Source organism: Microbacterium ulmi, from assembly GCF_011759705.1.
Lineage (GTDB): Bacteria > Actinomycetota > Actinomycetes > Actinomycetales > Microbacteriaceae > Microbacterium > Microbacterium ulmi.
The window spans coordinates 581667-604860 of record NZ_JAAOZF010000002.1 but is presented as its reverse complement, the minus strand read 5'-3'; the positions used below and the strand labels follow the sequence as shown (position 1 = coordinate 604860).

Below are 23194 nucleotides of genomic sequence, written 5' to 3'. Positions count from 1 at the left end.
GCGCCCGCCTCTAGGCTTGAGCGCATGGCAGAGAGCTCCTGGTCGCTCGGCCGCGCGCTGCGCGGCATGTTCGTCAAGCCCACGATCGACGAGACGACGTGGGACGACCTCGAGACGGCGCTGCTGACCGCCGACTTCGGTCCCGACATCACGGAACGCATCGTCGACGAGCTCCGCGAGAAGGTCGAGCGCTACCGCACGACCGACCCGCGCGATCTGCAGCGGATGCTCAAGGAGACGCTCGAGGAGCACTTCGCCCGGTTCGACACGACGCTGCGCCTCACGGAGCGCCCCGCCGTCGTGCTCGTCGTGGGTGTCAACGGCGTCGGGAAGACGACGACGATCGGCAAGTTCGCGAAGTTCCTGCAGCGGTACGGCCGCTCCGTCGTCGTCGGCGCTGCCGACACGTTCCGCGCCGCGGCCGTCGACCAGCTCGCGACGTGGGCCGAGCGCGGGGGCGCGACGATCGTCCGGCCTCAGCACGAGGGCCAGGACCCGGCGTCCGTCGCCTACCAGACGATCGACTACGCGAAGCAGACCGGCACCGAGATCGTGCTCGTCGACACGGCCGGGCGGCTGCACACGAAGGGCGGTCTCATGGACGAGCTGTCCAAGATCCGTCGCGTCATCGAGAAGCAGGCGCCCATCAGCGAGGTGCTCCTCGTGCTCGACGCGACGACGGGGCAGAACGGCGTCCTCCAGGCGCAGGCGTTCCTCGAGCACGCGGGCGTCACGGGGCTCGTCATCACGAAGCTCGACGGGTCGGCGAAGGGCGGGTTCGTGCTCGCCGTGCAGGAGCGCACCGGCATCCCCGTCAAGCTCCTCGGCCAGGGCGAGGGCATCGGCGACCTTACCGGCTTCACGCCGCACGTGTTCGCGGCATCCCTCGTCGAATGATGCCGCAACGCGGCGTCGGCTCTACCGCACCGGCGGCGTCGGTGGTTGCATAGGGCCATGGCGATCGAGCACGACTTCTTCGGACTCCTCGAGTCGGGCCCGGACGGTTCGATCTTCTGGTCGGAGAACGTCGAGCTCGGCGACCAGACGGTGACCGTCGACTTGACAGCGCCCGACCAGGACGACGTCTCGGAGGCGGCGCTGGATGTCGCGGCAGGCCTCATCTCGTCCCTCGAGACGATCGACCGGAGCGCGCGCAACGCGATGGTCTCCGAGCTCGACTCGCGCACGAGCGAGGTGACGGAGTACGTCCTGCAGCAGGAGGCGTCTCTCGGCGACGACCTCGAAGACCTTCTCGTCGACATCTCCGGAGACTCGCACATCGACATCATCCGCTCGCTGCAGCTCATGAGCATGACGATCCTCGCGGACGAGCACGGCGGTTCCGACCCGTTCGCGGTGCTCGAGTACGCGCTCGACCCGGACGCGACGGACGACGTGCTGCTGGTCAATCTCGACTCCGACGGCGACGTGCTCTCGGTCACGAGCGCGGACTGACGCAGGGCTGCCCGCGGCAGGCCGAAGCCCGACCCGCCGCGCTTCATCGCACGCCGGACCGGACGCCGTGAAGGCTCAGACCGCCTGAGCGAACCCGAGGTGCGCGCCGGCGATGTCGGCTGCGAGATGCGCGAGGTCGTCGGGGATGTCGCGTCCCTTCGACACCATCGACTGCGCCCACAGGCGCCCCGCGCGGTACGACGAGCGCACGAGCGGGCCGGCGAGGACGCCGAGGAACCCGATGCGCTCGGCCTCGTCCTTGAACTCGACGAACTCCTGCGGCTTGACCCAGCGCGCGACCGGAAGGTGGCGCGGCGACGGCCGGAGGTACTGCGTGATCGTGATGATGTCGGTGCCGGCGTCGTGCAGGTCCTGCAGCGCCTGCACGACCTCTTCGGGCTCTTCGCCCATGCCGAGGATGAGGTTCGACTTCGTGATGAGCCCGGCATCCCGCGCCTGCGTCAGCACGTCGAGCGAGCGCTCGTAGCGGAACGCGGGGCGGATGCGCTTGAAGATGCGGGGGACGGTCTCGACGTTGTGCGCGAACACCTCGGGCCGCGCGTCGAAGACCTCGCCGAGCAGGGCGGGGTCGCCGTTGAAGTCGGTCGCGAGGATCTCGACGCCTGTGCCGGGGTTGTCGGCGTGGATGCGCCGAACGGTCTCGGCGTGCAGCCAGGCGCCGCCGTCGGGCAGGTCGTCGCGCGCGACGCCCGTGACGGTCGCGTAGCGCAGCCGCATCCGCTGTACGCTCTCGGCGACGCGCCGTGGCTCGTCCATGTCGTAGTCGGCAGGCTTGCCCGTGTCGATCTGGCAGAAGTCGCACCGACGTGTGCACTGCGAGCCGCCGATGAGGAACGTCGCCTCGCGGTCCTCCCAGCACTCGTAGATGTTGGGGCAGCCGGCCTCCTGGCACACGGTGTGCAGGCCCTCGCCCTTCACGAGCGAATGCAGGGCCTGGTACTCCGGGCCCATCTTGGCCTTCGTCTTGATCCAGTCGGGCTTGCGCTCGATCGGCGTCTGGGCGTTGCGGACCTCGAGGCGCAGGAGCTTGCGGCCGTCGGGGGCTGAGGCCGGGCTCGACTCCGCACCGGATGCCGGCGTGCCGCAGGAGCTCACGCGACCACCCCCGCGTACTCGGCCTCGAACGCTCTCGTGACGGTGTCGACGATGTCGGCGGGGGAGATGTGCGCGCCGACGACCTCGCTCACGGTCGTGACTCCGGCATCCGTGATGCCGCACGGGATGATGCCGCGGAAGCCCGCGAGCGTGTTGTCGCAGTTGACGGCGAAGCCGTGCATCGTCACGCCCTTCTCGACGCGGACGCCGATCGCGGCGACCTTGTCCTCCGACAGGGGCCGGCGTACCCACACGCCGCTGCGGCCCTCGACCTGGTAACCCTCGACGCCGTGGTCGCGCAGCGCCGCGATGAGGAGGCGCTCGATGCGGCGCACGTGCGCGACGACGTCGACGGGCTCGCCGAGGCGGACGATGGGGTAGCCGACGAGCTGGCCCGGTCCGTGCCACGTGATCTTGCCGCCGCGGTCGACGTCGACGACGGGCGTGCCGTCGGTCGGGCGCTCCCGCGGCTCGGTGCGCTTGCCCGCGGTGTAGACGGCCTCGTGCTCGAGCACGATGAGCGTGTCAGGACGGATGCCGGCGACGACGTCGGCATGGATGCGCCGCTGCAGCGCCCAGCCGTCGTGATACGGCACATAGTGCGGGGCGAGGCCGGCGGTGAGGATCTCGAGCACGGGTGCTCCTTCGCTCGTGGCGTTCTTGGATCGCGTCCAACAATACGCCCGACCGAGGGTGCCGGACGCGGAACCACACGAGTGCGGCGGTTCGGTGCATCCGCTGCGACCATATGCGGCGCGGATGCGTCGAACCGCCGCACTCGTGGTGCCGCAAAGTACGCTGGGCGCCGTGAACGAGCAGCGGAGCGGCAGGCCCCGCGCCTCGTCTCGCGAGACTCTCGCGGAGGCGGCGTGCGAGCTGTTCCTCGAGCAGGGGTACGAGGGCACGTCGATCGCCGACATCGCGACGCGCGCAGGCGTGAGCCGCTCGAGCTTCTTCAACTACTTCGCGTCGAAGGCCGACATCCTGTGGGCGGGGCTCGACGAGCGCATCGCCGCTCTGGCGTCTCGGCTGGAGTCCGACGAGACGACGGATGCCGCGTCCGCCGTCCGCTCGGCGCTCACCGACCTCGGCGCCGACCTCGCACCCGACAGCCTCGCCCTCGCGATCGTCAACGCGGACGCGATGGGGCTCGAGGCCGAGCTCGAGCGCGAGGCCGGCGTTCGGCGGTCGCGCATCGCGGCGACGGTGTCGGCGCGCGTCCGCCGCGGAGGAGCGGACGGCATCCGTTCGCGCGTCGCCGGCGCCGCGCACGCGGGAGCGGTGCTCGCGGCGATCGAGGCGTGGGCGCACGACGGCGCAGGTCGCGCGCCGCTCGCCCGCACACTGGCGGAGGCGCTGGATGCCGCATCCCCGACTCTGCCGATTCCCGTGCGGCAGCTGCGGGTCGTCGTGCGGGCCGAGGACTTCGGCGATGCGCTCGCGTTCTACCGCGACGAGCTCGGCCTCGTCGAGCAGGAGTCGTACCAAGGCGAGGGGGGAGCCCGCGTCGCGATCCTCGGCGCGGGCCGCGCGACGCTCGAGTTGTCGAACCCCGCGCAGGTCGCCGTGATCGATCGAGTCGAGACCGACGGGGATGCCCCGAGCGACCCGATCCGCATCGCGTTCGAGGTCGGGGACACGGCCGCTGTCGTTTCGGCGCTCGCCGATGCAGGGGCGGAGGTCGAGGCATCCGCCCGCGAGACGCCGTGGCGCTCGCTCAACGCCCGCCTGCGCGGCCCCGCCGGGCTGCAGGTGACGATCTTCCAGGAGCTCGGGTCGGAGTAGGCGCTGCCCGGATGACTGAGGTACGAGCCGACACGCCGGGGTCGGCCCCCGGTCTTCGGTGTGTCGCCCGATCGGCCCGTCATGGATGACCTGGCAGTTGCTGGTCGGCGCCTCGGCGGGGGAGCACGGACGGCCGGGGTTCGCCCGACACGCAGGTGGGCGGCGGGGGTGCATCGGCAGGTCGCCGATCCAGCCAGCCATCGGTGACGAGAACACGGCGGACGGCCTGGACGAATCGCGGGATGCCGGACACGTACGAAGTGACGACACCCCGACGATGGAGAGACCATGACCCCGGATCTGCTCGACGACCTGCTCGACCGGTCGGCGCCCGCGACGCGAACAGCGCGAGGTGCGGACCTGCGCGGGATGATCACCGACGCACGTGTCGAGGTGCGTCCGGTTCGACGGACGGTGCGCGCGCCGCTCATCGTCGGCGGACTCGTCGTGCTCCTCACGGGTGGCGCAGGGGTCGCCGTCGCCGCCGATCTGATGCAGTGGGAGCCATGGGCCGAGGATCCAGTCGGCGCCTACACGTACACGCTTCCGAGCGGCATCGAATGCGAGATGCGGCTCGGCAACTTCCACACGAGTCCGCAGCGGCTCGAGGACGACGTCGAGCGAGACCTTGAAGCCTGGTTCGACGGCACCGACGTGCTCGCGCTTGCCAGGGAGCGCCTCCCCGAGGAGATCGAGCAGATCCGCGCCGGGACGAATGTCCTTCACCTCGATGACGGAACCGAGGTGGACGCCGGCTATGGCACGGAGCACTACGACGCGGACCACGAGTACATGGACGCGATGGGCTCCGCTGTCGGAGAGCTGGTATGGGCGGAGGTCGAACGGCTCGGGTACGCCGACATCGTCACGAGCTACGAGGGCAACGGCTACTGCCCTGGACTCGGCGAATGAGCTCGACGGTTCGGATGAGAGCTCAGGGTGCCGCCGATCGGCTCACGACCGCCCTGACCGAGGCATCCCCGTCCCTCCTCGCCTACCTCCAGCGCCGCGTCGGGTTCGACGACGCGCCCGACCTCCTCGGCGAGACGATGGTCGTCGCGTGGCGGCGGGTCGGCGACCTCCCCGCCGATCCCGAGCGTGCCCGCATGTGGCTGTTCGGCATCGCCCGAGGAACGCTGCTCAATCACGCGCGCGGCGAGCGGCGCCGGTGGGCGCTCGCTGACCGCATCCGCGGGCATGCGGGGGCGGATGCCGCGGCCCCCGCCGCCGACGAGGGATCCGAGGTCCGCGACGCCATCGCCCGGCTCGACGCCGACCTGGCGGAGCTCGTCCGGCTCGTGCACTGGGAGCGGTTCAGCCTCGTCGAGGCGGCCGAGGTGCTCGGCATCCCGGCATCCACCGCCCGCGGGCGGTACGCGAGAGCGAAGGACGAGTTGCGGGCAGCCCTCGGAGTCGAGGTGCGCTGAGCGTCCCGCTCACGGCGGAGCCCGGCATCCGCTCCCGTAGAATCGGGGGATCATGGCTACCTTCGGCACGCTCTCCGATCGTCTCACCGAGACCTTCCGCAACCTCCGCAAGAAGGGGCAGCTCACGCCCGCGGACGTCGACGGCACGGTGCGCGAGATCCGTCGCGCCCTCCTCGACGCCGACGTCGCGCTCGTCGTCGTCAAGGAGTTCACGGCGAAGGTGCGCGAGCGCGCGCTCGGCGACGAGGTCAACCGGGCTCTGAACCCCGCGCAGCAGGTCGTGCAGATCGTCAACGAGGAGCTAATCGGCATCCTCGGCGGCGAGCAGCGGCGCCTGCAGTTCGCCAAGAACCCGCCGACGGTCATCATGCTCGCGGGCCTGCAGGGCTCGGGCAAGACGACGTTCGCGGGCAAGCTCGCGAAGATGCTCGAGAAGGACGGACACACGCCGCTCCTCGTCGCAGCCGACCTCCAGCGCCCCAACGCCGTGAACCAGCTGCAGGTCGTCGCCGGCCAGGCAGGCGCTGCGATCTACGCCCCCGAGCCGGGAAACGGCGTCGGCGACCCCGTGCAGGTCGCGCGCGAGGGCGTCGAGGTCGCGCGCCGCCAGCAGCACGACGTCGTCATCATCGACACCGCGGGCCGCCTCGGCGTCGACGCCGAGCTGATGAAGCAGGCCGCCGACATCCGTAAGGCGACAACGCCCGACGAGGTGCTCTTCGTCATCGACGCGATGATCGGTCAGGATGCCGTCAACACGGCCAAGGCCTTCCAGGACGGCGTCGACTTCACGGGCGTCGTGCTGTCGAAGCTCGACGGCGATGCCCGCGGCGGCGCTGCCCTCTCGGTCGCGTCCGTCACCGGCCGGCCCATCATCTTCGCGTCGACCGGCGAGGGACTCGACGACCTCGAGGCGTTCCACCCCGACCGCATGGCGAGCCGCATCCTCGACCTCGGCGACATCCTGACCCTCATCGAGCAGGCGCAGAACGCGTTCGACGAGGAAGAGGCCATGAAGATGGCCGAGAAGCTCGCGACGGAGCAGTTCACGCTCGAGGACTTCCTCGAGCAGATGCAGCAGATGCGCAAGATGGGCTCGATGAAGAAGATGCTCGGGATGCTGCCGGGCATGGGGTCGATGAAGCAGCAGCTCGACGACTTCGACGAGCGGGAGATCGACCGCACCGAGGCGATCATCCGCTCGATGACCCCGGCCGAGCGGCGCAACACGAAGCTCCTCAACGGCTCGCGGCGGCTGCGCATCGCCCGCGGCTCGGGCATGACCGTGACCGACGTCAACCAGCTCGTGCAGCGCTTCGACCAGGCCGCCAAGATGATGAAGACCGTCGCGCGCGGCGGCGTGCCGAACATCCCGGGCATGGGTCCCATCGGCGGCAAGCCCGGCGCGTCGTCGAAGCGCGGCAAGCAGCCCAAGAGCCGCGCGGGCTCGCGCTCGGGTAACCCCGCGAAGCGCGCGGCCGAGAACTCCGGCATCGCGGCTCAGGCGGCCTCGCAGCCGACCGGTTCCGGGTTCGGGCTCGGCGGCCTCGGCGCAGGCAAGGGCGCGCCGAGCGCGGAGGACCTCGCAGAGCTGCAGAAGCTCCTCGGCAAGGGCTGACGACGGCCGTCAGCGGGCGCGCCGAGGCCGTCAGCGGCGGCGCGAGAGCGTGTCCGCGCGCAGTCGGGCGGGCGTCTCGCCGTAGCGCCGACGGAACGCGCTGATGAAGGCCGCTGTGCTCGCATAGCCCACCTCGGCCGCGATCCCGCGCACGTCCTGGTCCGTCGACAGCAGACGGCGGGCGGCCCGCAGACGCACGTGCGTGCGCCAGTCGGGGAAGCGCATCCCCGTCTCTCCGGCGAAGCAGCGCTGCAGCGTCTTGGCGCTCGCGTGAACCTGCAGCCCCCATTCCTCGAGGGTCTCCTGCCGTGAGGGGTCTGCGAGCAGCTCCTGAGCGACCGTTCGCGCGCGGGGGTCGGTGGGCAGTCGCAGGTCGTCGACGGATCCGGTCGCGATGATCTCGCACACGCGTGCCCGTGCGGACGCGACGGCGCTCGCCGTCGCGAGCCCCGGCTGCGCGATGGTGCGGGCGAGGGCGTCCAGCTCGTCCGTCCGCAGCACATGATGCGGGTCGCTCCACGGCTGCGGAACCTGCTCGGGCGGGAGGAACACGGGGAGCACGAGCGCGCCCGGATCGGGGATGACGGTGTGGGGGAGCGCCGAGGGGATCCACAGCGCCTTCGTCTCGTCGACGATCCACTCGTGTCCCGCGATGACGACCCGCACGCGGCCGATCGCCGTCCAGGTGAGCTCGTGCGCGTCGTGGCGGATCGTCACGGCGTCGATCAGCTTCGGAGCCGCACGGTGTCCGGTGCTCGTCATCGATGGTCCAGGAGGAGTCATGGTCGGTAGATAAGGCATGCCTAAGCTAACAGGGCGCGGAGAGTTCGCCAAGGATGTCGCATCCCGCACAGATTTCCCTTGGAGGACCATATCTTGACCACGCGTGCCCATTCCGGTGCCCGTCGCGTTCCGCATCCCCTGTATTCCCGCACGCTCGTCGTGCGCGAGACGGCGGAGCTGTCGCCGACGATGCGCCGCGTCCTGTTCGACCTGCCCGCCGAGATCCCGCTCATCCCGGTCCTGTCGCTCGCACCCGCCGATCACGTCAAGCTCGTCTTCCCCGACGAAGACGGCGGCGCGCTTCGGCTGCCGACGGTCGTCGAGGACCGGCTCGTGCGACCGGACGGACCACCGCCCGTCGTGCGCGACTACACCGTCCGAGCGGTCGACGAGACCACGCGCGTGCTGACGCTCGACTTCGTCACTCACGCGCACGGACCCGCCGGGCGCTGGGCGTCGCGAGCTGTCGCAGGCGACGTCCTGGGATGCCTCGGCCCCCGCGGATCCTTCGTGTTCCCCGGCGACTACGACCGCTACCTGCTCGGCGCCGACGAGACGGCGCTGCCCGCCCTCGCGCGCTGGCTCGAGGAGGCCCCGCGCACGGCCCGGGTGGACGCCGTCGTGGAGGTGCCGGACGCCGCGTCGGAGCAGAGCTTGCCGCGTCATCCCGGCGCCTTCGTCCGCTGGGCGCACCGCGACCGCGGCGAGACCCTCGTCTCGGCTCTGGCAGCGCTGGACGAGGGCGGCGACGAGACGTTCGTCTGGGTCGCGGGCGAGGCGACGCAGCTCGTCGGGCTGCGCCGGATGCTCGTGCGCGAACGCGGGGCCGACAAGGGCCGGGTCGACATCGACGGCTACTGGAAGTCCGGCGTCGCCGGGCTCGATCATCACCTTCCGCTCGACGAGTCGGAATGACAGGAGAAACACGTATGAGAAGAACATCCCGGCTGCTCACGGGGGTCGCGGCCCTCCTCGCAGCGACCGTCGCGTTCACGGCGTGCAGCACCCCCGCCCCTGCGGAGTCGCCGACGACCGCGCCGGAGGACGCCGCCTGGCCGCGCACGATCACTCACGAGCTCGGGACGACCGAGATCGACGCGAAGCCGGAGCGTGTCGTGACGACGTCGATCACGCTCGCCGGGACGCTCCTCGCGATCGACGCTCCCCTCGTCGCGAGCGCCGCGACGACGCCCGGCGATCTGACCGACGAGAACGGCTTCTTCTCCCAGTGGGCGGATGTCGCCGCCGACCGCGGCGTCGAGGTGCTCTACCCCGACCTCGAGCTCGACCTCGAGGCGGTCATCGCGGCGGACCCCGATCTCATCGTGATCTCGACGACCGGCGCCGACCAGACCGCTGACGCCTACGACCAGCTCTCCGACATCGCCCCCACGATCGCGGTGAACTACAGCGACAAGAGCTGGCAGGACGTCGCCGAGATCCTCGGCGAGGCCACGGGACTCGAAGACGAGGCGACGGCGACCGTCGAGGGCTACGACGCGCACGTCGCCGAGGTCGCCTCGAAGATCACCGTCCCCGAGGGAGACGTGAACGCGATCGTCTTCAACGGCACGGAGAACGACAGCGCATTCGCCAAGCCCGGCGGACCGCACGCGACGATCCTCGACGCTCTCGGATTCTCGGTCGTCGGCGCCCCCGACGACGTCGACACGAGTCAGGCGCCGCGCCAGGACTTCGCCTTCGTCTCGACCGAGAACACCGTCGCGAACCTCACGGCACCCACCGTGTTCCTCATCTACGGCGACGACGCGACGAAGGAGCAGCTGCTCGCGGAGCCGCTGTTCGCCTCGGCGCCGGCCGTCGTCTCGGGCGACGTGTATCCGCTCGGGCTGACCTCGTTCCGGATCGACTACTTCAGCGCCCTCGGCATCGTCGACGCGATCGCCGGCTTCTTCGGAGGCTGAGCTGCTCCCGCACGCCGGGCGCACGGGCTCCGCGACGCGACAGCGTCGCGGAGTCCGCCGTCTGGCGCTCATCCTCATCGTGCTCGCGGCGCTCGTCGTCGTGAGCGTCGTGGTCGGATCGCGCATGATCGAGCCCGGCGTCGTATGGCGGTCGATCGTCGCGTTCGACCCAGCCGACGACCGGCACCTCACGGTGCATTTGCTGCGGCTCCCGCGGACGCTCCTGGTCCTCGTCGTGGGTGCGGCCCTCGGCGTCGCGGGCACGGTCATGCAGGCGATGACGCGCAATCCCCTCGCAGAGCCGGGGCTCCTCGGGGTCAACGCGGGGGCGGCGGCCGTCGTCGCGACCGGCATCGCCGTGACGCAAGTCGTCGCGATCGAGTGGTACCTGTGGTTCTCGTTCCTCGGCGCGGCACTCGCTGCGGGACTGGTCTATGCGCTCGGAGGCGCGCTGAGCCACGCGGCGAACCCCGTGCGGCTCGTGCTCGCGGGCGCGGCCGTCAGCGTCGTGCTCGGCGCCTACACGTCGACGCTGCTGCTGAACTTCCCCACCGTGTTCGACCGCTTCCGCTTCTGGGACGCGGGCTCGTTCCAGGGCCGCAGCTGGGACGTCCTCGGCCCCGTGTCGATCGCCATCGCGGCGGGCCTCATCCTCGCGATCGCCGTGTCCCGGTCTCTCAACGCGCTCGCGCTCGGCCCCGAGTTCGGGCGTGCCCTGGGCGTGAGCCCGCGTCGCACGTGGATGCTCGCAGGCCTCGCGGTCGTGCTGCTCGCGGGTGCCTCCACTGCGGCCGCGGGGCCGATCGCGTTCATCGGGCTGACGGCGCCGCTGATCGGCCGGTCCGTCGTGGGCCCCGACTACGTGCGCCTCATCCCGGTGTCGGCCCTCATCGCGGGAGGCATCCTGCTCTCCGCCGACATCGCCGGACGCGTCGTCGCATTGCCGAGCGAGCTGCAGGCATCCATCGTGAGCGCTCTCATCGGCGCACCCGTCTTCATCGCGCTCGTGCGGCGCAGACGGGTGCCGGCGCTGTGAGCGTCGCGCGCGCCGTCCGCGTCGGCGACCTCTCGGTGCGGCTGCACCCCCGTGCGGCGACGGTCGTGGTCGGGGGGCTCGTCGTGTGCCTCGCTCTGGGCGCGGTGAGCCTCATGACGGGGAGCACTCCGCTCGGCATCGGCGATCTCCTCGACGTCGTGACGGGCGACGCCGAACCCCGGGTCGCGAGCATCGTCGGACGGATACGGATGCCGCGCTACGTCGCCGGCGTCTTCGTCGGCGCCGCCCTCGCCGTCTCGGGCGCGGTCTTCCAGTCCATCTCGCGCAATGCGCTGGGCTCACCCGACATCATCGGCTTCGTGACCGGCTCCGCTACGGGAGCCGTCGTCGCCATCACGGTGTTCGAGGCGCCGCCCCCTCTCGTGGCGCTCGCGGCGGTCGTGGCGGGACTCCTCACCGCGATCGTCGTCCTCGTCCTCGCGCGCGGAGCGCGCGGCTCGGCCGGGTACCGGCTCATCCTCGTGGGCGTCGGCGTGGGCGCCTTCCTCGCCGCCGTCAACACGACGCTCCTGACGCGAACCGAGGCGAGTGTCGCGATGGGCGCGCAGGTCTGGCTCACGGGGACGCTCAACGCGCGGTCGTGGGATCAGGCGCTGTGGGCCGTGGGCGCGGTCGTCGTGTTCGTGCCGGTCATTGTGGGGCTCTCGCGCGCGCTCGAGGTGACGGAGTCGGGCGACGAGCTCGCGATCGGCGTCGGCGTGCGCGTCCAGGCCGCACGCCGCGTCGCGCTCGTGTGCGCCGTCGTGCTCGCGGCCGTCGCGACGGCGGTGTGCGGCCCCATCGGGTTCGTCGCCCTCGCGGCGCCTCACCTCGCGCGCGCTCTCGCAGGCGGTGCCGCGGTCCCGATCCTCACATCCGCCGTGACCGGGTCGGCACTGCTCGTCGGCGCAGACATCGCCGCGCAGAACCTCCCGCTCGGGCTCCGCGTGCCCGTCGCGCTCATGACGGGCGTGCTCGGCGGCTTCTACCTCATCTGGCTCCTCTCACGGAATAGGCGGCTATGACCAGCGACCTCCCTCCCACCTCGCCGGGGGACGTCGCGCCCGTGCTCGAGGCCGTCGATCTCACCCTGGGCTACGACGGGCGCTGGGTCGCGACGGGGCTCGGCATCCGGATCGCCCCTCGCGAGCTCACGGCGATCGTCGGGCCCAATGCGTGCGGCAAGTCGACCCTGCTGCGGGCGCTCGCGCGTGTCCTGACGCCGGAGTCCGGCGTCGTGACGCTCGACGGCGTGCCCGTCCGCGAGCTCGCGAGCAAGCAGTTCGCGCGCCAGGTCGCGCTTCTTCCGCAGACGGCGATCGCGCCGGACGGGATCTCGGTCGCCGACCTCGTCGCGCGCGGGCGATACCCGCATCAGAGCTTCTTCCGGCAGTGGTCGGCCGGAGACGAGCGGGCTGTCGGGGCCGCGATGGCCGCGACGGGCGTCGCCGACCTCGCGAGCCGGACTGTCGAGGAGCTGTCGGGCGGCCAGCGCCAGCGCGTCTGGATAGCGACGGTGCTGGCGCAGGAGACCCCGATCCTGCTGCTCGACGAGCCCACGACGTTCCTCGACATCGCGCATCAGATCGAGGTGCTCGAACTGTGCCGCGCCCTCAATCGCGATCGCGGCGTCACGGTCGTGGCCGTGCTGCACGACCTCAACCATGCCGCGCGCTATGCGGATCGGATCGTCATGATGCGCGAAGGCGCGATCGTGGCCGAAGGCAGCCCTGCCGACGTGCTGACGGAGGAGCGCGTCGAGCACGCGTTCGGCCTCGCGTGCCGCGTCGTCGAAGACCCGGTCGCCGGCACGCCGCTCGTCCTGCCGCTGGGTTCGGCGCGATGAGATCTCCGCTCAAGACGCCGCTGACGACGGAGGGGACGCCCGTCCGGGTGCCTCCAGGGGCACTGAAGGCGGATGCCGCGCGGCCGGGGTTCTGGGACAGGCACCCGCGGACGCCCCTGCTCGGGCGGCCCGCGGGCGAAGGGATGCGGGAGGTCCACTTCGTGTGGCGTCCCGAGCCCGGTCTCGAGGCGATCGTGCACGTGAACTCGCTGACCGATCGTCATCGCGCCGACATCACCGCCGCGCGCTTCGTCCCCATCGCCGACGACGTGTGGCACGTCGGATACGTGCTCCCCGAGACGCTCGTCGCGAGCTACCGCGTCGTGGCGCTCCCGCACATCCCCTCCGACATCGGGCGCGAACGGTCGGCGTGGAAAGGCGTCCACGAGGCCGGTGCGCCCGATCCGCTGAGCCCTGAGACGATCACGAACCCGCTCGGCGGAGGCTCGAGCGTCCTGCGGATGCCGCGCTCGCGCGAGCACCCGTCGTGGTCCGCCCTGCGGCACGGCGCCGCGCCGCAGGGGGAGCCGCTGCGCCTAGGAACGGAGCATCCCGCGTGGCTCGTGCGCCCGGCGGGGCAGGTGAGTCGCCTGCTCGTCGTCTTCGACGGGGAGGTGTGGCTGCGGATGGGGTTCGCGCACGCCTTCGCGCATCGAGGCGAGTCGGCTCTGGCGGCCGTCCTCGTCGGATCGGGCTCGCTCGAGCAGCGCGCCGCCCTGCTTCCTCGTCCTGACCGGGTCGCGCAGCTCGTGGAGCGACAGATCCTGCCCGCCGTCGAGGCGGCGACGGGAATCCGGCTCGGTCCCGACGCCGTCGTCGCTGCGGGGGAGAGCTTCGGCGGCCTCGCTGCGGCGGGGCTCGCGGTTCGGCGACCCGACCTCGTCGCGACGGCGATCGCGCAGTCCGGGTCGTACCACTACGGCGAGGGTCGCCCGCTGCGCGGCGACGCGGTGGAGCCCGGCGACCTCGTCGCCCGGCTGCTACGCGGTCGCGCGCACGGACACGTCGTCGTGCAGGCGGGAGTGGAGGAGGAGACCCTCGCGCCCCTGTCGCGGACGTTCGCGGAGACCGCGGATGCCGCGGGCATGCGCATCTCGCACGAGGAGTGGTCGGGAGGTCACGACTTCGCGTGGTGGAGCGACGCGCTCTTCTTCGCCCTGGACGGCCTGTGAGCGCGTCTGCGGCGCTCAGTCGCCGAGTGCCGCGAGGTGCTCGCGCAGAGTCGGGCCCGCGCGGAACTCGCGGATGAGGTGCTGCACGACCTCGCGAAGATCGCCGTCCGCGGCATCCGCAACGAACACCTGCCGCGCGTAGCTCGCACCCTGCGTGAGGATCGTCTCGATCCCGGCGAACTCCCGCGCGCACTTGAGCTCGACGGCGATGTCGTGCAGCTGCTCCATCGTCTCGCGGAGATGCTCTGCGACAAGGCGCTGTGTGCCCTCGCGATCGACGATGAGGCGCGCGTCGAGCCCGTACCGTGCCGCCCGCCACTTGTTCTCGCGCACGAACCACGGCGGCAGGCTCAGCAGCTCCCTGCCCTCGTCGAGCTCGCGGGAGAAGTGCTCGACGAGCACCTGCACGAGCGACGCGACGGCGGCGAGCTCAGGCAGCGTCGACATCCCGTCACACGCCCGCACTTCGATCGTGCCCCATCGCGGGGCGGGCCTGATGTCCCAGCGGACCTCCGTCGCATCGGCGATGACGCCCGTCCCCACCATGTCGTCGAGGTACGCCTCGAACTCCGCCCAGCTCTGCAGCGGCCACGGCAGTCCCGCCGTCGGCAGCTGCTGGAACACGAGGGCGCGATTCGAGGCGTATCCCGTGCGCTCCCCGGCCCAGAACGGGCTCGACGCCGAGAGCGCCTGCAGGTGCGGCAGGTAGACCGCGAGGGCGTTGATGAGGGGGAAGACCTTGTTGACGTCCTCGACGCCGACGTGCACGTGGATGCCCCAGATCATCATGTTGCGACCCCACCACTGGGTGCGCTCGATGAGCGTGTGGTAGCGCGTCTTGTCGGTGACGCGCTGGTCGAACCACTGCGCGAAAGGGTGGCTCCCCGCGCACAGGAGCTCCACCTCCAGCGGATTGCTCACGGTGCGCACGGCCGCGATCGCGTCCGCGATGTCGTCGACGGCGGCGGCGACGGTGTCGCCCACGCCGCTCGTCACCTCGACGGTGTTGGTCAGCAGCTCGCCGGTCACGGTGTAGCGCTCGAGCGAGGTCTGCTCGCCGAGGGCCGCGAGGATCTCGGGGGCGCGGGGGACGAGGTCGCCCGTGCTGCCGTCGGCGAGCATCAGCTCCCACTCGAGTCCGACGGTCGAGCGGGCGGAGGTCGCGAAGGAGACCGTCATCCGCACAGTCTGGCATGGGGTCGTCCCGTGAGCGCGGAGGACGCAGACATGGCGGATGCGGCACCCGGCGCTTCGCACATCGAGCCGGATCCGGCAGGCACGGGCACCCGCCCGGTTCGCGGGGATGCCCGCGATGTGAAATAATCGTGGGTCGGACACCGCACTCGACCCTCTATCCGGTGCGCTCGTCCGCTCCAGAGCTCCCGCCGGGTGTGCACCCCACGCTCCAGGCGCCGTTCATCCGCCTTTCCACACATTCAGGAGAATCGTGGCTGTCAAGATCCGTCTCAAGCGCCTCGGCAAGATCCGTGCGCCCTACTACCGCATCGTCGTGGCCGACTCGCGCACCAAGCGCGATGGTCGTGTCATCGAGGAGATCGGCAAGTACCACCCCACCGAGCAGCCCTCGTTCATCGAGGTCGACTCCGACCGCGCGCAGTACTGGCTCGGCGTCGGCGCTCAGCCGACCGAGCAGGTCCTCGCGATCCTCAAGCTCACGGGCGACTGGGGCAGGTTCAAGGGCGACGCGAACGCCGTCTCGACGGTGAGGACCGCCGAGCCCAAGCCCGAGTTCTCGATCGACGCATCGAAGAAGTCGGTCATCAAGCCCAAGGCCGAGAAGAAGGCCGAGGAGCCCGCTCCCGTCGAGGCCGAGGCCTCCGCGACAGACGCAGAGTAGTCCGTTGCTCGCCGCCGCGCTCGAGCACCTCGTCAAGGGGATCGTCGATCACCCCGACGAGGTGCGCATCCATTCGTCCGCCTCATCCCGTGGGGATGTCCTCGAGGTGCACGTGCACCCCGACGACCGCGGGCGCGTGATCGGGCGCGGCGGCCGCACGGCCAAGGCCCTGCGCACCCTCGTGGCCGCGCTGGCCGACGGCCGGCGCGTGCGCGTCGACGTCGCGGACGGCTGACGTGGACGCCTCCCACACGGCGGACGAGCCCACGGGCCCCCGCCCGTCCTCTTCCGCCCGCACTCAGCTGCGCGTCGGTCGCCTCGTCAAGGCGCACGGCCTCAAGGGCGCGCTCAAGCTCGAGCTGTACACCGACGACCCGGACGGGCGCTTCGTCCCCGGCGCGGCCTTCACTCTGCAGGTCCCGGAGTCGTCGCCGTGGCACGGCAAGCTGCTCACGGTGCGCGAGTTCCGCTGGATGAACAGCCACCCCGTCGCGTTCTTCGAGGGCGTCGACGACCGCACGGCCGCTGAAGGCCTCGTGCGCGCGATCCTCTGGATCGATCAGGATGTCGAGACCGACGCAGACGAGGACGACGCCTGGTACGACCACCAGCTCGTCGGCCTGGACGTCGTGCGCGACGACACGGTCGTCGGCCGCGTCGTGCGCGTGGACCACCTGCCGGCGCAGGATCTGCTCATCATCCGCCTCGCGGCGGGCGCGAGCGACGCCGAAGTGCTCGTCCCGTTCGTCAAGGCGATCGTGCCCGAGGTCGACGTGCCCGGTGGACGGGTCATCGTGACCCCGCCCGCAGGCCTGTTCGAAGAGCTCGAGGACGACGACCGGGCGCAGCAGGAGGACGGCGCCGAGGACGAGATCCAGGATGCCGCTGCCGACGAGGACGAGCCCGCGGAGGACTGACGTGCGCATCGACGTCGTCTCGATCTTCCCGTCGTTCTTCGACGTCCTCGAGGTGTCGCTGCTGGGCAGGGCCCGTGGCAGCGGACTGCTCGACATCCGGGTCCACGACCTCCGCGACTTCACTCACGACCGGCACCGCACGGTCGACGACACGCCATATGGAGGCGGCGCCGGCATGGTCATGAAGCCGGAGCCGTGGGGCGAGGCGCTCGACGAGATCGCGTCCGGCGGCTCGGCCGATGCCGGGACCGGGCCCGTCTTCGTCTTCCCCTCGCCCGCGGGCGAGGTCTTCACGCAGGCGACGGCGCGGGAGTTCGCCGACGAACCGCACCTCGTCTTCGGATGCGGCCGTTACGAGGGCATCGACGAGCGCGTCTTCGCGTATGCCGCGACCCTCGGGCGCGTGCGTCTCATGAGCCTCGGCGACTACGTCCTCAACGGCGGCGAGGTCGCGGCGATGGCCATGATCGAGGCGGTCGGGCGGCTCGTTCCGGGCGTCGTGGGCAACCCCGAGAGCCTTGTGGAGGAGTCGCACGAGGACGGGCTGCTCGAATACCCCTCGTACACGAAGCCCGCGTCGTGGCGCGGCTACGACGTGCCCGACGTGCTGTTGAGCGGGCATCACGGGAAGGTCGCGGAGTGGCGGCGCACGCAGCAGGTCGAGCGCACGCGCGAGCGCCGCCCGGATCTGCTCGGCTGATTCGCGCGACCCGCGGACGGGAGGGGGCGCGCTCTCGTTCGGGCAACGGTGATCGAATGCGGCATCGGGGTGCCCGAACATGATGCGCGGGGCGCCCCGATCCGCAAGAGTTGTCGTACAGCCATCGAAGGGGGAGCCATGCGCCGCGCCAAGATCGTCGCCACTCTCGGTCCGTCGACCCGGTCGTACGAGGTCGTGGAAGCGCTCGTGCGCGCGGGGCTCGACGTCGCGCGCATCAACCGAAGTCACGGAGACTACGCCGAGCACGAGCAGGCGTACGCGAACGTCCGGCGCGCGAGCGCCGAGACGGGGCGCGCCGTCGGGGTGCTCGTCGATCTGCAGGGGCCCAAGATCCGGCTCGCCCGCTTCGCCGACGGCCCGCACCACCTCGATCCGGGCGACGTCTTCACGATCACGACGGAGGACGTCGAGGGCACGCGCGAGATCGTCGGGACGACGTATCCGCAGCTCGCGGCCGATGTGAAGCCCGGAGACACGATCCTCGTCAATGACGGCAAGGTGCGCCTGCGGGTCCTCGATTCGGACGGCGTGCGCGTCCGGACGGAGGTGGTCGTGGGGGGCGAGGTGTCGAACAACAAGGGCATCAACCTCCCCGGTGTCGCCGTCACGACACCCGCCCTGAGCCAGAAGGACGAGGCCGATCTCCGCTGGGCGCTGCGCCTGGGCGCCGACATCATCGCGCTGTCTTTCGTGCGCAGCCCGAAGGACGTCCACCGCGCGCGCGTCATCATGGCGGAGGAGGGCCGGGACGTGCCCGTCGTCGCGAAGATCGAGAAGCCCGAGGCGGTCGAGCATCTGCAGGAGATCATCGACGCTTTCGACGGTGTCATGGTGGCCCGCGGCGACCTCGGCGTCGAGCTCCCGCTCGAGGCGGTGCCGATCGTGCAGAAGCACGCGATTGAGCTCGCCCGTCGCTGGGCGAAGCCCGTCATCGTCGCGACGCAGATGCTCGAGTCCATGATCGAGAACCCCGTTCCGACGCGCGCCGAGACGAGCGATGTCGCGAATGCCGTCATCGACGGCGCCGACGCCGTCATGCTGTCGGGCGAGACGAGCGTCGGCGCGCATCCGGTGACGGTCGTCGAGACGATGGAGCGCATCATCGCCTCGACCGAGCAGCACGGGCTCTCGCGCATCCCGCCGCTCGGCACGAAGCCGCGCACGCAGGGCGGCGCCATGACGCTCGCGGCCGCGAGCATCGCCGAGTTCGTCGAGGCGAAGTACGTGTGCGTCTTCAGTCAGTCGGGCGACTCGGCACGGCGGATGTCGCGGCTGCGGCATCCGGTCCCCATCATCTCGTTCACGGACCTGCCGGGCACGCGCTTCCGCAACGCGCTCATCTGGGGCGTGCAGACGTTCCTCGTCCCGCGCGTCACGACGACGGACGAGCTCATCACGATCATCGACGACACGCTGCTGGGCGAGGGTCTCGCGAAGATCGGCGACCGCGTCGTCATGACGGCTGGCGCGCCCCCTGGCATCGCGGGCTCGACGAACAACGTGCGCGTCCACATCGTCGGAACGGGCGTCGGCGAGACGCTGTAGACGACGGATGCCGCGGCATCCGTCGCGGGGGATGATGGGTCAGTCGACGCCGAGCCAGGACCGGTCGGTGAGGACGATCGGGCCGTTCTCCGTGATCGCGACGGTGTGCTCCGCGTGCGCGCCGCGCGAGCCGTCGGCGCTGCGCAGCGTCCAGCCGTCGGGGTCGGTGACGAGCCGGTCCGTCGTCTGCAGGAACCACGGCTCGAGCGCGACGACGAGCCCCGCGCGCAGCGGATACCCGCGGTTCGGCTTGCCGTCGTTCGGAACGTGCGGGTCGCCGTGCATGACGCGCCCGACGCCGTGCCCCCCGAAGTCGGTGTTGATGGAATAGCCGTCGCCGTGCGCGACGGCTGCGATCGCGGACGACACGTCGCCGATGCGGTTGCCGACCAGCGCGGCGCCGATCGCGGCATCCAGCGCCCGCTCGGTCGTGTCGATGAGCGCGAGGTCCTCGTCGCGCGGGGTGCCGACGACGAACGACACCGCCGAGTCGGCCACCCAGCCGTCGATCGAGACCGCGAAGTCGAGCGAGACGAGGTCGCCGTCCTTGAGCGCGTAGTCGTGGGGGAGTCCGTGCAGGACGGCGTCGTTGACCGATGTGCAGATCACCTTGCCGAACGGGCTCGCGCCGAACGACGGGTGATAGTCGATGTAGCAGGACTCGGCCCCGGCGCGGCGCAGCAGATCGTGCGCGCGCCGGTCGATCGCGAGGAGGTTCGTTCCGACCTTCGTCTCGTCGCGGAGCGTCGCGAGCGTCTCGGCGACGAAGCGCCCGGCGGGTCGCATCGCCTCGATCTCGGCAGGGGTCCGCAGCTCGATCATCCTGTTCCTCTCGTCCTTTCCATTCTGACGGATGCGCCTGCGCGGGCCTGGGAGGATGCCGCGCACCGCGCCGATGGGGCCCTCCGCCCCCGGCGCCGGCGTAACATCGGCGATATGTGGCTGCGACGCGCCTTCTTCCGCTGGCTGATCCCCGCCGCGTTCCTGCTGCCGCTGTGGCTCCTCGTGGGCTGGGGCGTGTTCAACGCGGGCGGCTGGGCCTTCGTGTGGGTGCTGTTCATCGCGATCCCGTCGGTCTTCGTGAGCCAGCTGCTGCTCACGCTCCTCGTGCGCGCCCGCGGAACCGTCCGCGCCTCGCGGGCCGTGTCGTGGTGGGACGTGCTCGGCTTCACCCTGTGGCACGCTCTCATCGTCTCGCTCGGCCTCTACCGGCCGGAGTGGTGGGCGGTCGCGATGGTCGCGGCCATCTTCGTCGCCGTCGGGCTGTTCTGGGTCGAGCTGTGGCAGCTGTGGCGCGAGGCGAAGCCCGGAGCGGTCATCCTGCACTCGTCCGACGGGATGCCCTACCTGCCGCCCACTCCGCCTCCGCCGGCGGATGCCGCGAACCCCGAGGTGATCGTCATCTCCGAGAGGAAGCGGCCGACGGCCTCCTGACCCGTTTTGGTCGGCCGCGGCATCCGTGGCAGAATTGATGTTTGTGCCCTGACCAGGTTCTGCCTCAGGGGAATCCGTCGCACGGCGTCAGCCGGCGGCCTCGGGCACGACGTCCTTTCCATTCCTTCGCGCGGTCGACCTGTGGCGGCCGCAGAGAGACATGATCATGCAGATCCTCGACTCCGTCGACGCAGCATCGCTGCGCTCGGACATCCCCGACTTCTTCCCCGGTGACACCGTCAAGGTGCACGTCAACATCACGGAGGGCAACCGCTCGCGCATCCAGGTCTTCCAGGGTGTCGTCATCGGCCGCTCCGGCGACGGCGTGCGCGAGACCTTCACCGTCCGCAAGATCAGCTTCCAGGTGGGTGTCGAGCGCACCTTCCCCGTGCACAGCCCCGTGATCGACCACATCGAGGTCGTCACCCGCGGCGACGTCCGCCGCGCGAAGCTGTACTACCTGCGCAACCTCCGCGGCAAGAAGGCCAAGATCAAGGAGAAGCGCGACCGCTGAGTCCCGCCGACCCATCGTCACGACGCCCCGCAGGCACGCTGCCGCGGGGCGTCGTCGCGTTCGCGCGCGGATGACGGATGCTGCGACTCCCGTCGCAATGCCCGGATCGGGCCAGCCTGTGACCGCGGAGTGTGCGAACCTTGAGAGGCCGGATGAGTCCCGTCGGCGCGAATGAAGAAGGACCCAGATGACGACCGAGCAGACCGCGCCCGCGGATCCGATCCCGGCGCAGGCGTCGGTCGCTCCCGCTCCCGCCCCTGGCCGGACGCGCGGCAGGCGCACGCTGCTGTTCCTGCGCGATGTCGTCGTCATCGTTCTCGTCGCCGTCGTCGTCTCGCTCGTCATCAAGACGTTCTTCGTGCGCTCGTTCTACATCCCCTCGGCCTCGATGGAGGACACGCTCCGCATCGACGACCGGATCCTCGTGGATGAGATCACGCCCCGATTCGGCGGCTACGACCGCGGCGACGTCGTCGTCTTCCGCGATCCGGGCGGCTGGCTGCCGCCCGTCGTCCAGGAGCCCCGCCCGCCCCTCGTCGAGGCGTGGGACTGGGTGCTCTCCCTCGTGGGGCTCGCAGCCCCCGACAGCCAGGACCACCTCATCAAGCGGGTCATCGGCCTTCCGGGCGACCACGTCGTCTGCTGCAACGCGATCGGCCAGGTCGAGGTCAACGGCGTGCCCATCGACGAGTCCGGGTACCTGAAGCTGCAGCCGGGCAAGCCCGCGCCCGAGGTGAAGACCTACGACGTCACGGTCCCGACGGGGTCGCTGTGGGTCCTGGGAGACAACCGCGATCGCTCCCAGGACTCCCGCTACCACACGGAGGAGCCGGGCAAGGGATTCGTTCCGATCGACAACGTCGTCGGGCGCGCGTTCCTCATCACGTGGCCCGTCGCCCACCTCGGCTCGATCGACTTCCATCACGACGCCTTCGCCGGCATCCCCGATCCCGCCTCCGACTCCGCGGACCCATCGGCGCCATGACCGTCATGGAGCCTCGCCTGACGCTCGAGCGACGGCTCCTGCGCGAGCACCCCATCGTCATCGCGTGCGACGAGGTCGGGCGCGGTGCCCTCGCCGGGCCCGTCGCCGTCGGCGCCGTCGTGGTCGACGCCCCTCGCGCGCGCAAGCGCGTCCCCGAGGGCCTGCGGGACTCCAAGCTCGTCCCCGAGCCGCGCCGCGCCGCGGTCGCGGCGCGCGCGGCGGCGTGGGTGTCGCACAGCGCCGTCGGCTGGGCCAGCTCCGTCGAGATCGACGAGATCGGCATCATGCGGGCCCTCGGGCTCGCGACGATCCGCGCTCTCGCCGATCTGCGCGCGCACGGCGTCGTGCCGGAGGACGCGGTCGTGATCCTCGACGGCAACTACGACTACATCACGCCGGCGGGCGCCCGCGGGCTGCGCGTGCAGCCGGTCATCAAGGCCGACAGGGACTGCGCGAGCGCGGCCGCGGCATCCGTCATCGCGAAGGTCGCGCGCGACGCGCTCATGACGCACCTCCACGACGAGCTTCCCGCCTACCAGTGGGCGCGCAACAAGGGCTACGCGAGCCCCGAGCACCGCGAGGCGATCCGCGAGCACGGCACGACCTCGCACCACAGGCTCTCGTGGGCGATCGAGGGTGCGCAGCCGCTGTTCTGAGGCCGCCGCCCCCGAGTGCGCCGCCTAGGATGGAAGAACCATGGATGACGAGGTCTTCGAGGACTACGACCGCGAGCTGGAGCTGGCGCTCTACAAGGAGTACCGCGACGTCGTATCGCAGTTCCAGTACGTGATCGAGACCGAGCGGCGGTTCTACCTCGCGAACGAGGTCAACGTCGTGCGCCGAGACACCGAGCACGACTTCTACTTCGAGATCTCGATGAACGACGTGTGGGTGTGGGACATCTACCGGGCCGATCGGTTCGTCAAGTCCGTGCGGGTGCTCACCTTCAAGGACGTCAACGTCGAGGAGCTCTCGCGCAGGGACTTCCACCTCCCCGAAGAGCTCTCCCTCGACAGCTGACCCCGCCGCCGTCTCCTCCCCAAGGCGAGGCGCACAG

At 70.8% G+C, this 23194-nt stretch carries 27 protein-coding genes; 22 read left to right on the top strand and 5 right to left on the bottom strand.

What is annotated here, in order from left to right; genetic code table 11:
• The first annotated feature begins 24 nt into the window (after window positions 1–24).
• Together ftsY and FHS08_RS15530 are read left to right on the top strand one after the other, a co-directional pair.
• The gene (gene ftsY / locus FHS08_RS15535; RefSeq protein WP_167041210.1) at window positions 25–897 is read left to right on the top strand and encodes a signal recognition particle-docking protein FtsY; all 873 of its coding nucleotides are present in this window, start codon (window positions 25–27) and stop codon (window positions 895–897) included.
• Between the two features lie 57 nt (window positions 898–954).
• Window positions 955–1455 carry a DUF2004 domain-containing protein gene (locus tag FHS08_RS15530; protein ID WP_167041207.1) on the top strand — a complete coding sequence of 167 codons (501 nt, stop codon included), beginning with the start codon at window positions 955–957 and terminating at the stop codon, window positions 1453–1455.
• A gap of 75 nt (window positions 1456–1530) precedes the next feature.
• On the opposite strand, the gene lipA is transcribed toward FHS08_RS15530, so the two are convergent.
• On the bottom strand, window positions 1531–2571 hold the full coding sequence (lipA, locus tag FHS08_RS15525) for a lipoyl synthase (RefSeq protein WP_167041204.1): 1041 nt from the start codon (window positions 2569–2571) through the stop codon (window positions 1531–1533).
• The gene (gene lipB / locus FHS08_RS15520) at window positions 2568–3206 is read right to left on the bottom strand and encodes a lipoyl(octanoyl) transferase LipB (RefSeq protein ID WP_167041201.1); all 639 of its coding nucleotides are present in this window, start codon (window positions 3204–3206) and stop codon (window positions 2568–2570) included. The genes lipA and lipB overlap by 4 nt, the downstream gene beginning before the upstream one ends.
• A gap of 172 nt (window positions 3207–3378) precedes the next feature.
• Here lipB and FHS08_RS15515 point away from each other — a divergent pair, with 172 nt between their 5' ends.
• The 4 genes from FHS08_RS15515 to ffh all read left to right on the top strand — a co-directional run bounded on the left by FHS08_RS15515 (window position 3379) and on the right by ffh (window position 7401).
• The gene (locus FHS08_RS15515; RefSeq protein WP_341800439.1) at window positions 3379–4356 is read left to right on the top strand and encodes a TetR family transcriptional regulator; all 978 of its coding nucleotides are present in this window, start codon (window positions 3379–3381) and stop codon (window positions 4354–4356) included.
• A gap of 288 nt (window positions 4357–4644) precedes the next feature.
• Window positions 4645–5268, top strand: a complete 624-nt coding sequence (locus FHS08_RS15510; RefSeq protein ID WP_167041195.1) for a hypothetical protein — start codon at window positions 4645–4647, stop codon at window positions 5266–5268.
• 14 nt (window positions 5269–5282) lie between these two features.
• Window positions 5283–5783, top strand: coding sequence for an RNA polymerase sigma factor (locus tag FHS08_RS15505; RefSeq protein ID WP_167041192.1), 501 nt, complete (start codon window positions 5283–5285; stop codon window positions 5781–5783).
• Window positions 5784–5835: 52 nt separating this feature from the next.
• A complete protein-coding gene (gene ffh / locus FHS08_RS15500) occupies window positions 5836–7401 on the top strand; it encodes a signal recognition particle protein (protein WP_167041189.1) in 1566 nt (521 codons plus the stop codon).
• A 30-nt stretch (window positions 7402–7431) separates the two neighbouring features.
• Here the strand turns inward: ffh and FHS08_RS15495 are convergent, their stop codons facing one another.
• Complete coding sequence (locus FHS08_RS15495) at window positions 7432–8163, bottom strand: helix-turn-helix transcriptional regulator (RefSeq protein ID WP_167041186.1); 732 nt, start codon at window positions 8161–8163, stop codon at window positions 7432–7434.
• Window positions 8164–8277: 114 nt separating this feature from the next.
• On the opposite strand from FHS08_RS15495, the gene FHS08_RS15490 reads away from it, so the two are divergent.
• The 6 genes from FHS08_RS15490 (at window position 8278) to FHS08_RS15465 (ending at window position 14163) form a co-directional block, all read left to right on the top strand.
• Entirely contained in the window at window positions 8278–9099 is an 822-nt protein-coding gene (locus FHS08_RS15490; RefSeq protein ID WP_167041183.1) for a siderophore-interacting protein, read from the top strand.
• 14 nt (window positions 9100–9113) lie between these two features.
• Window positions 9114–10109 carry a Fe2+-enterobactin ABC transporter substrate-binding protein gene (gene fepB, locus FHS08_RS15485; protein WP_167041180.1) on the top strand — a complete coding sequence of 332 codons (996 nt, stop codon included), beginning with the start codon at window positions 9114–9116 and terminating at the stop codon, window positions 10107–10109.
• A gap of 79 nt (window positions 10110–10188) precedes the next feature.
• A complete protein-coding gene (locus tag FHS08_RS15480; RefSeq protein ID WP_341800438.1) occupies window positions 10189–11145 on the top strand; it encodes a FecCD family ABC transporter permease in 957 nt (318 codons plus the stop codon).
• Window positions 11142–12170 (top strand): iron chelate uptake ABC transporter family permease subunit, encoded by a 1029-nt coding sequence (locus tag FHS08_RS15475; RefSeq protein WP_208382575.1) that lies wholly within the window; start codon window positions 11142–11144, stop codon window positions 12168–12170. Before FHS08_RS15480 ends, FHS08_RS15475 begins: the two co-directional genes overlap by 4 nt.
• Window positions 12167–12991: an ABC transporter ATP-binding protein gene (locus FHS08_RS15470; protein WP_167041177.1), complete on the top strand. Its 825-nt coding sequence runs from the start codon at window positions 12167–12169 to the stop codon at window positions 12989–12991. Before FHS08_RS15475 ends, FHS08_RS15470 begins: the two co-directional genes overlap by 4 nt.
• Window positions 12988–14163 (top strand): enterochelin esterase domain-containing protein, encoded by a 1176-nt coding sequence (locus tag FHS08_RS15465; protein ID WP_167041174.1) that lies wholly within the window; start codon window positions 12988–12990, stop codon window positions 14161–14163. The genes FHS08_RS15470 and FHS08_RS15465 overlap by 4 nt, the downstream gene beginning before the upstream one ends.
• 15 nt (window positions 14164–14178) lie before the next feature.
• Here the strand turns inward: FHS08_RS15465 and FHS08_RS15460 are convergent, their stop codons facing one another.
• Window positions 14179–15342 (bottom strand): glutamate--cysteine ligase, encoded by a 1164-nt coding sequence (locus FHS08_RS15460; RefSeq protein WP_167041171.1) that lies wholly within the window; start codon window positions 15340–15342, stop codon window positions 14179–14181.
• A gap of 268 nt (window positions 15343–15610) precedes the next feature.
• Between FHS08_RS15460 and rpsP the strand changes: the two genes are divergently transcribed.
• From rpsP to pyk, 5 genes are all read left to right on the top strand, one after another.
• Window positions 15611–16021, top strand: coding sequence for a 30S ribosomal protein S16 (gene rpsP, locus FHS08_RS15455; RefSeq protein WP_167041168.1), 411 nt, complete (start codon window positions 15611–15613; stop codon window positions 16019–16021).
• Between the two features lie 4 nt (window positions 16022–16025).
• Window positions 16026–16256, top strand: coding sequence for an RNA-binding protein (locus FHS08_RS15450; protein WP_167041165.1), 231 nt, complete (start codon window positions 16026–16028; stop codon window positions 16254–16256).
• 1 nt (window position 16257) lies between these two features.
• On the top strand, window positions 16258–16938 hold the full coding sequence (gene rimM / locus FHS08_RS15445; RefSeq protein WP_167041162.1) for a ribosome maturation factor RimM: 681 nt from the start codon (window positions 16258–16260) through the stop codon (window positions 16936–16938).
• Window position 16939: 1 nt separating this feature from the next.
• Window positions 16940–17638: a tRNA (guanosine(37)-N1)-methyltransferase TrmD gene (gene trmD / locus FHS08_RS15440; protein ID WP_167041159.1), complete on the top strand. Its 699-nt coding sequence runs from the start codon at window positions 16940–16942 to the stop codon at window positions 17636–17638.
• A 138-nt stretch (window positions 17639–17776) separates the two neighbouring features.
• Window positions 17777–19204, top strand: coding sequence for a pyruvate kinase (gene pyk / locus FHS08_RS15435; RefSeq protein ID WP_167041156.1), 1428 nt, complete (start codon window positions 17777–17779; stop codon window positions 19202–19204).
• 39 nt (window positions 19205–19243) lie between these two features.
• Here the strand turns inward: pyk and map are convergent, their stop codons facing one another.
• Complete coding sequence (map, locus tag FHS08_RS15430; protein ID WP_167041153.1) at window positions 19244–20026, bottom strand: type I methionyl aminopeptidase; 783 nt, start codon at window positions 20024–20026, stop codon at window positions 19244–19246.
• Window positions 20027–20140: 114 nt separating this feature from the next.
• Here map and FHS08_RS15425 point away from each other — a divergent pair, with 114 nt between their 5' ends.
• The 5 genes from FHS08_RS15425 to FHS08_RS15405 all read left to right on the top strand — a co-directional run bounded on the left by FHS08_RS15425 (window position 20141) and on the right by FHS08_RS15405 (window position 23157).
• Entirely contained in the window at window positions 20141–20638 is a 498-nt protein-coding gene (locus tag FHS08_RS15425; RefSeq protein ID WP_167041150.1) for an MFS transporter permease, read from the top strand.
• A 166-nt stretch (window positions 20639–20804) separates the two neighbouring features.
• Window positions 20805–21152, top strand: coding sequence for a 50S ribosomal protein L19 (rplS, locus tag FHS08_RS15420; RefSeq protein ID WP_167041147.1), 348 nt, complete (start codon window positions 20805–20807; stop codon window positions 21150–21152).
• 187 nt (window positions 21153–21339) lie between these two features.
• Complete coding sequence (gene lepB, locus FHS08_RS15415; protein ID WP_167041144.1) at window positions 21340–22137, top strand: signal peptidase I; 798 nt, start codon at window positions 21340–21342, stop codon at window positions 22135–22137.
• Window positions 22134–22793, top strand: a complete 660-nt coding sequence (locus FHS08_RS15410; protein ID WP_167041141.1) for a ribonuclease HII — start codon at window positions 22134–22136, stop codon at window positions 22791–22793. The genes lepB and FHS08_RS15410 overlap by 4 nt, the downstream gene beginning before the upstream one ends.
• A 40-nt stretch (window positions 22794–22833) precedes the next feature.
• Window positions 22834–23157, top strand: coding sequence for a DUF2469 family protein (locus tag FHS08_RS15405; RefSeq protein ID WP_167041138.1), 324 nt, complete (start codon window positions 22834–22836; stop codon window positions 23155–23157).
• Window positions 23158–23194 lie beyond the last annotated feature (37 nt).

Excerpts from the sequence above, each read along its gene's own strand:
- ffh (WP_167041189.1), top strand. The coding sequence starts at position 5,836 with ATGGCTACCTTCGGCACGCTCTCCGATCGTCTCACCGAGACCTTCCGC.
- map (WP_167041153.1), bottom strand. The coding sequence starts at position 20,026 with ATGATCGAGCTGCGGACCCCTGCCGAGATCGAGGCGATGCGACCCGCC.
- FHS08_RS15510 (WP_167041195.1), top strand. The coding sequence starts at position 4,645 with ATGACCCCGGATCTGCTCGACGACCTGCTCGACCGGTCGGCGCCCGCG.
- pyk (WP_167041156.1), top strand. The coding sequence starts at position 17,777 with ATGCGCCGCGCCAAGATCGTCGCCACTCTCGGTCCGTCGACCCGGTCG.
- rplS (WP_167041147.1), top strand. The coding sequence starts at position 20,805 with ATGCAGATCCTCGACTCCGTCGACGCAGCATCGCTGCGCTCGGACATC.
- lepB (WP_167041144.1), top strand. The coding sequence starts at position 21,340 with ATGACGACCGAGCAGACCGCGCCCGCGGATCCGATCCCGGCGCAGGCG.
- FHS08_RS15410 (WP_167041141.1), top strand. The coding sequence starts at position 22,134 with ATGACCGTCATGGAGCCTCGCCTGACGCTCGAGCGACGGCTCCTGCGC.
- FHS08_RS15405 (WP_167041138.1), top strand. The coding sequence starts at position 22,834 with ATGGATGACGAGGTCTTCGAGGACTACGACCGCGAGCTGGAGCTGGCG.
- FHS08_RS15495 (WP_167041186.1), bottom strand. The coding sequence starts at position 8,163 with ATGACGAGCACCGGACACCGTGCGGCTCCGAAGCTGATCGACGCCGTG.
- FHS08_RS15530 (WP_167041207.1), top strand. The coding sequence starts at position 955 with ATGGCGATCGAGCACGACTTCTTCGGACTCCTCGAGTCGGGCCCGGAC.
- fepB (WP_167041180.1), top strand. The coding sequence starts at position 9,114 with ATGAGAAGAACATCCCGGCTGCTCACGGGGGTCGCGGCCCTCCTCGCA.
- FHS08_RS15460 (WP_167041171.1), bottom strand. The coding sequence starts at position 15,342 with ATGACGGTCTCCTTCGCGACCTCCGCCCGCTCGACCGTCGGACTCGAG.
- FHS08_RS15465 (WP_167041174.1), top strand. The coding sequence starts at position 12,988 with ATGAGATCTCCGCTCAAGACGCCGCTGACGACGGAGGGGACGCCCGTC.
- FHS08_RS15505 (WP_167041192.1), top strand. The coding sequence starts at position 5,283 with ATGAGAGCTCAGGGTGCCGCCGATCGGCTCACGACCGCCCTGACCGAG.
- FHS08_RS15470 (WP_167041177.1), top strand. The coding sequence starts at position 12,167 with ATGACCAGCGACCTCCCTCCCACCTCGCCGGGGGACGTCGCGCCCGTG.
- FHS08_RS15425 (WP_167041150.1), top strand. The coding sequence starts at position 20,141 with ATGTGGCTGCGACGCGCCTTCTTCCGCTGGCTGATCCCCGCCGCGTTC.
- ftsY (WP_167041210.1), top strand. The coding sequence starts at position 25 with ATGGCAGAGAGCTCCTGGTCGCTCGGCCGCGCGCTGCGCGGCATGTTC.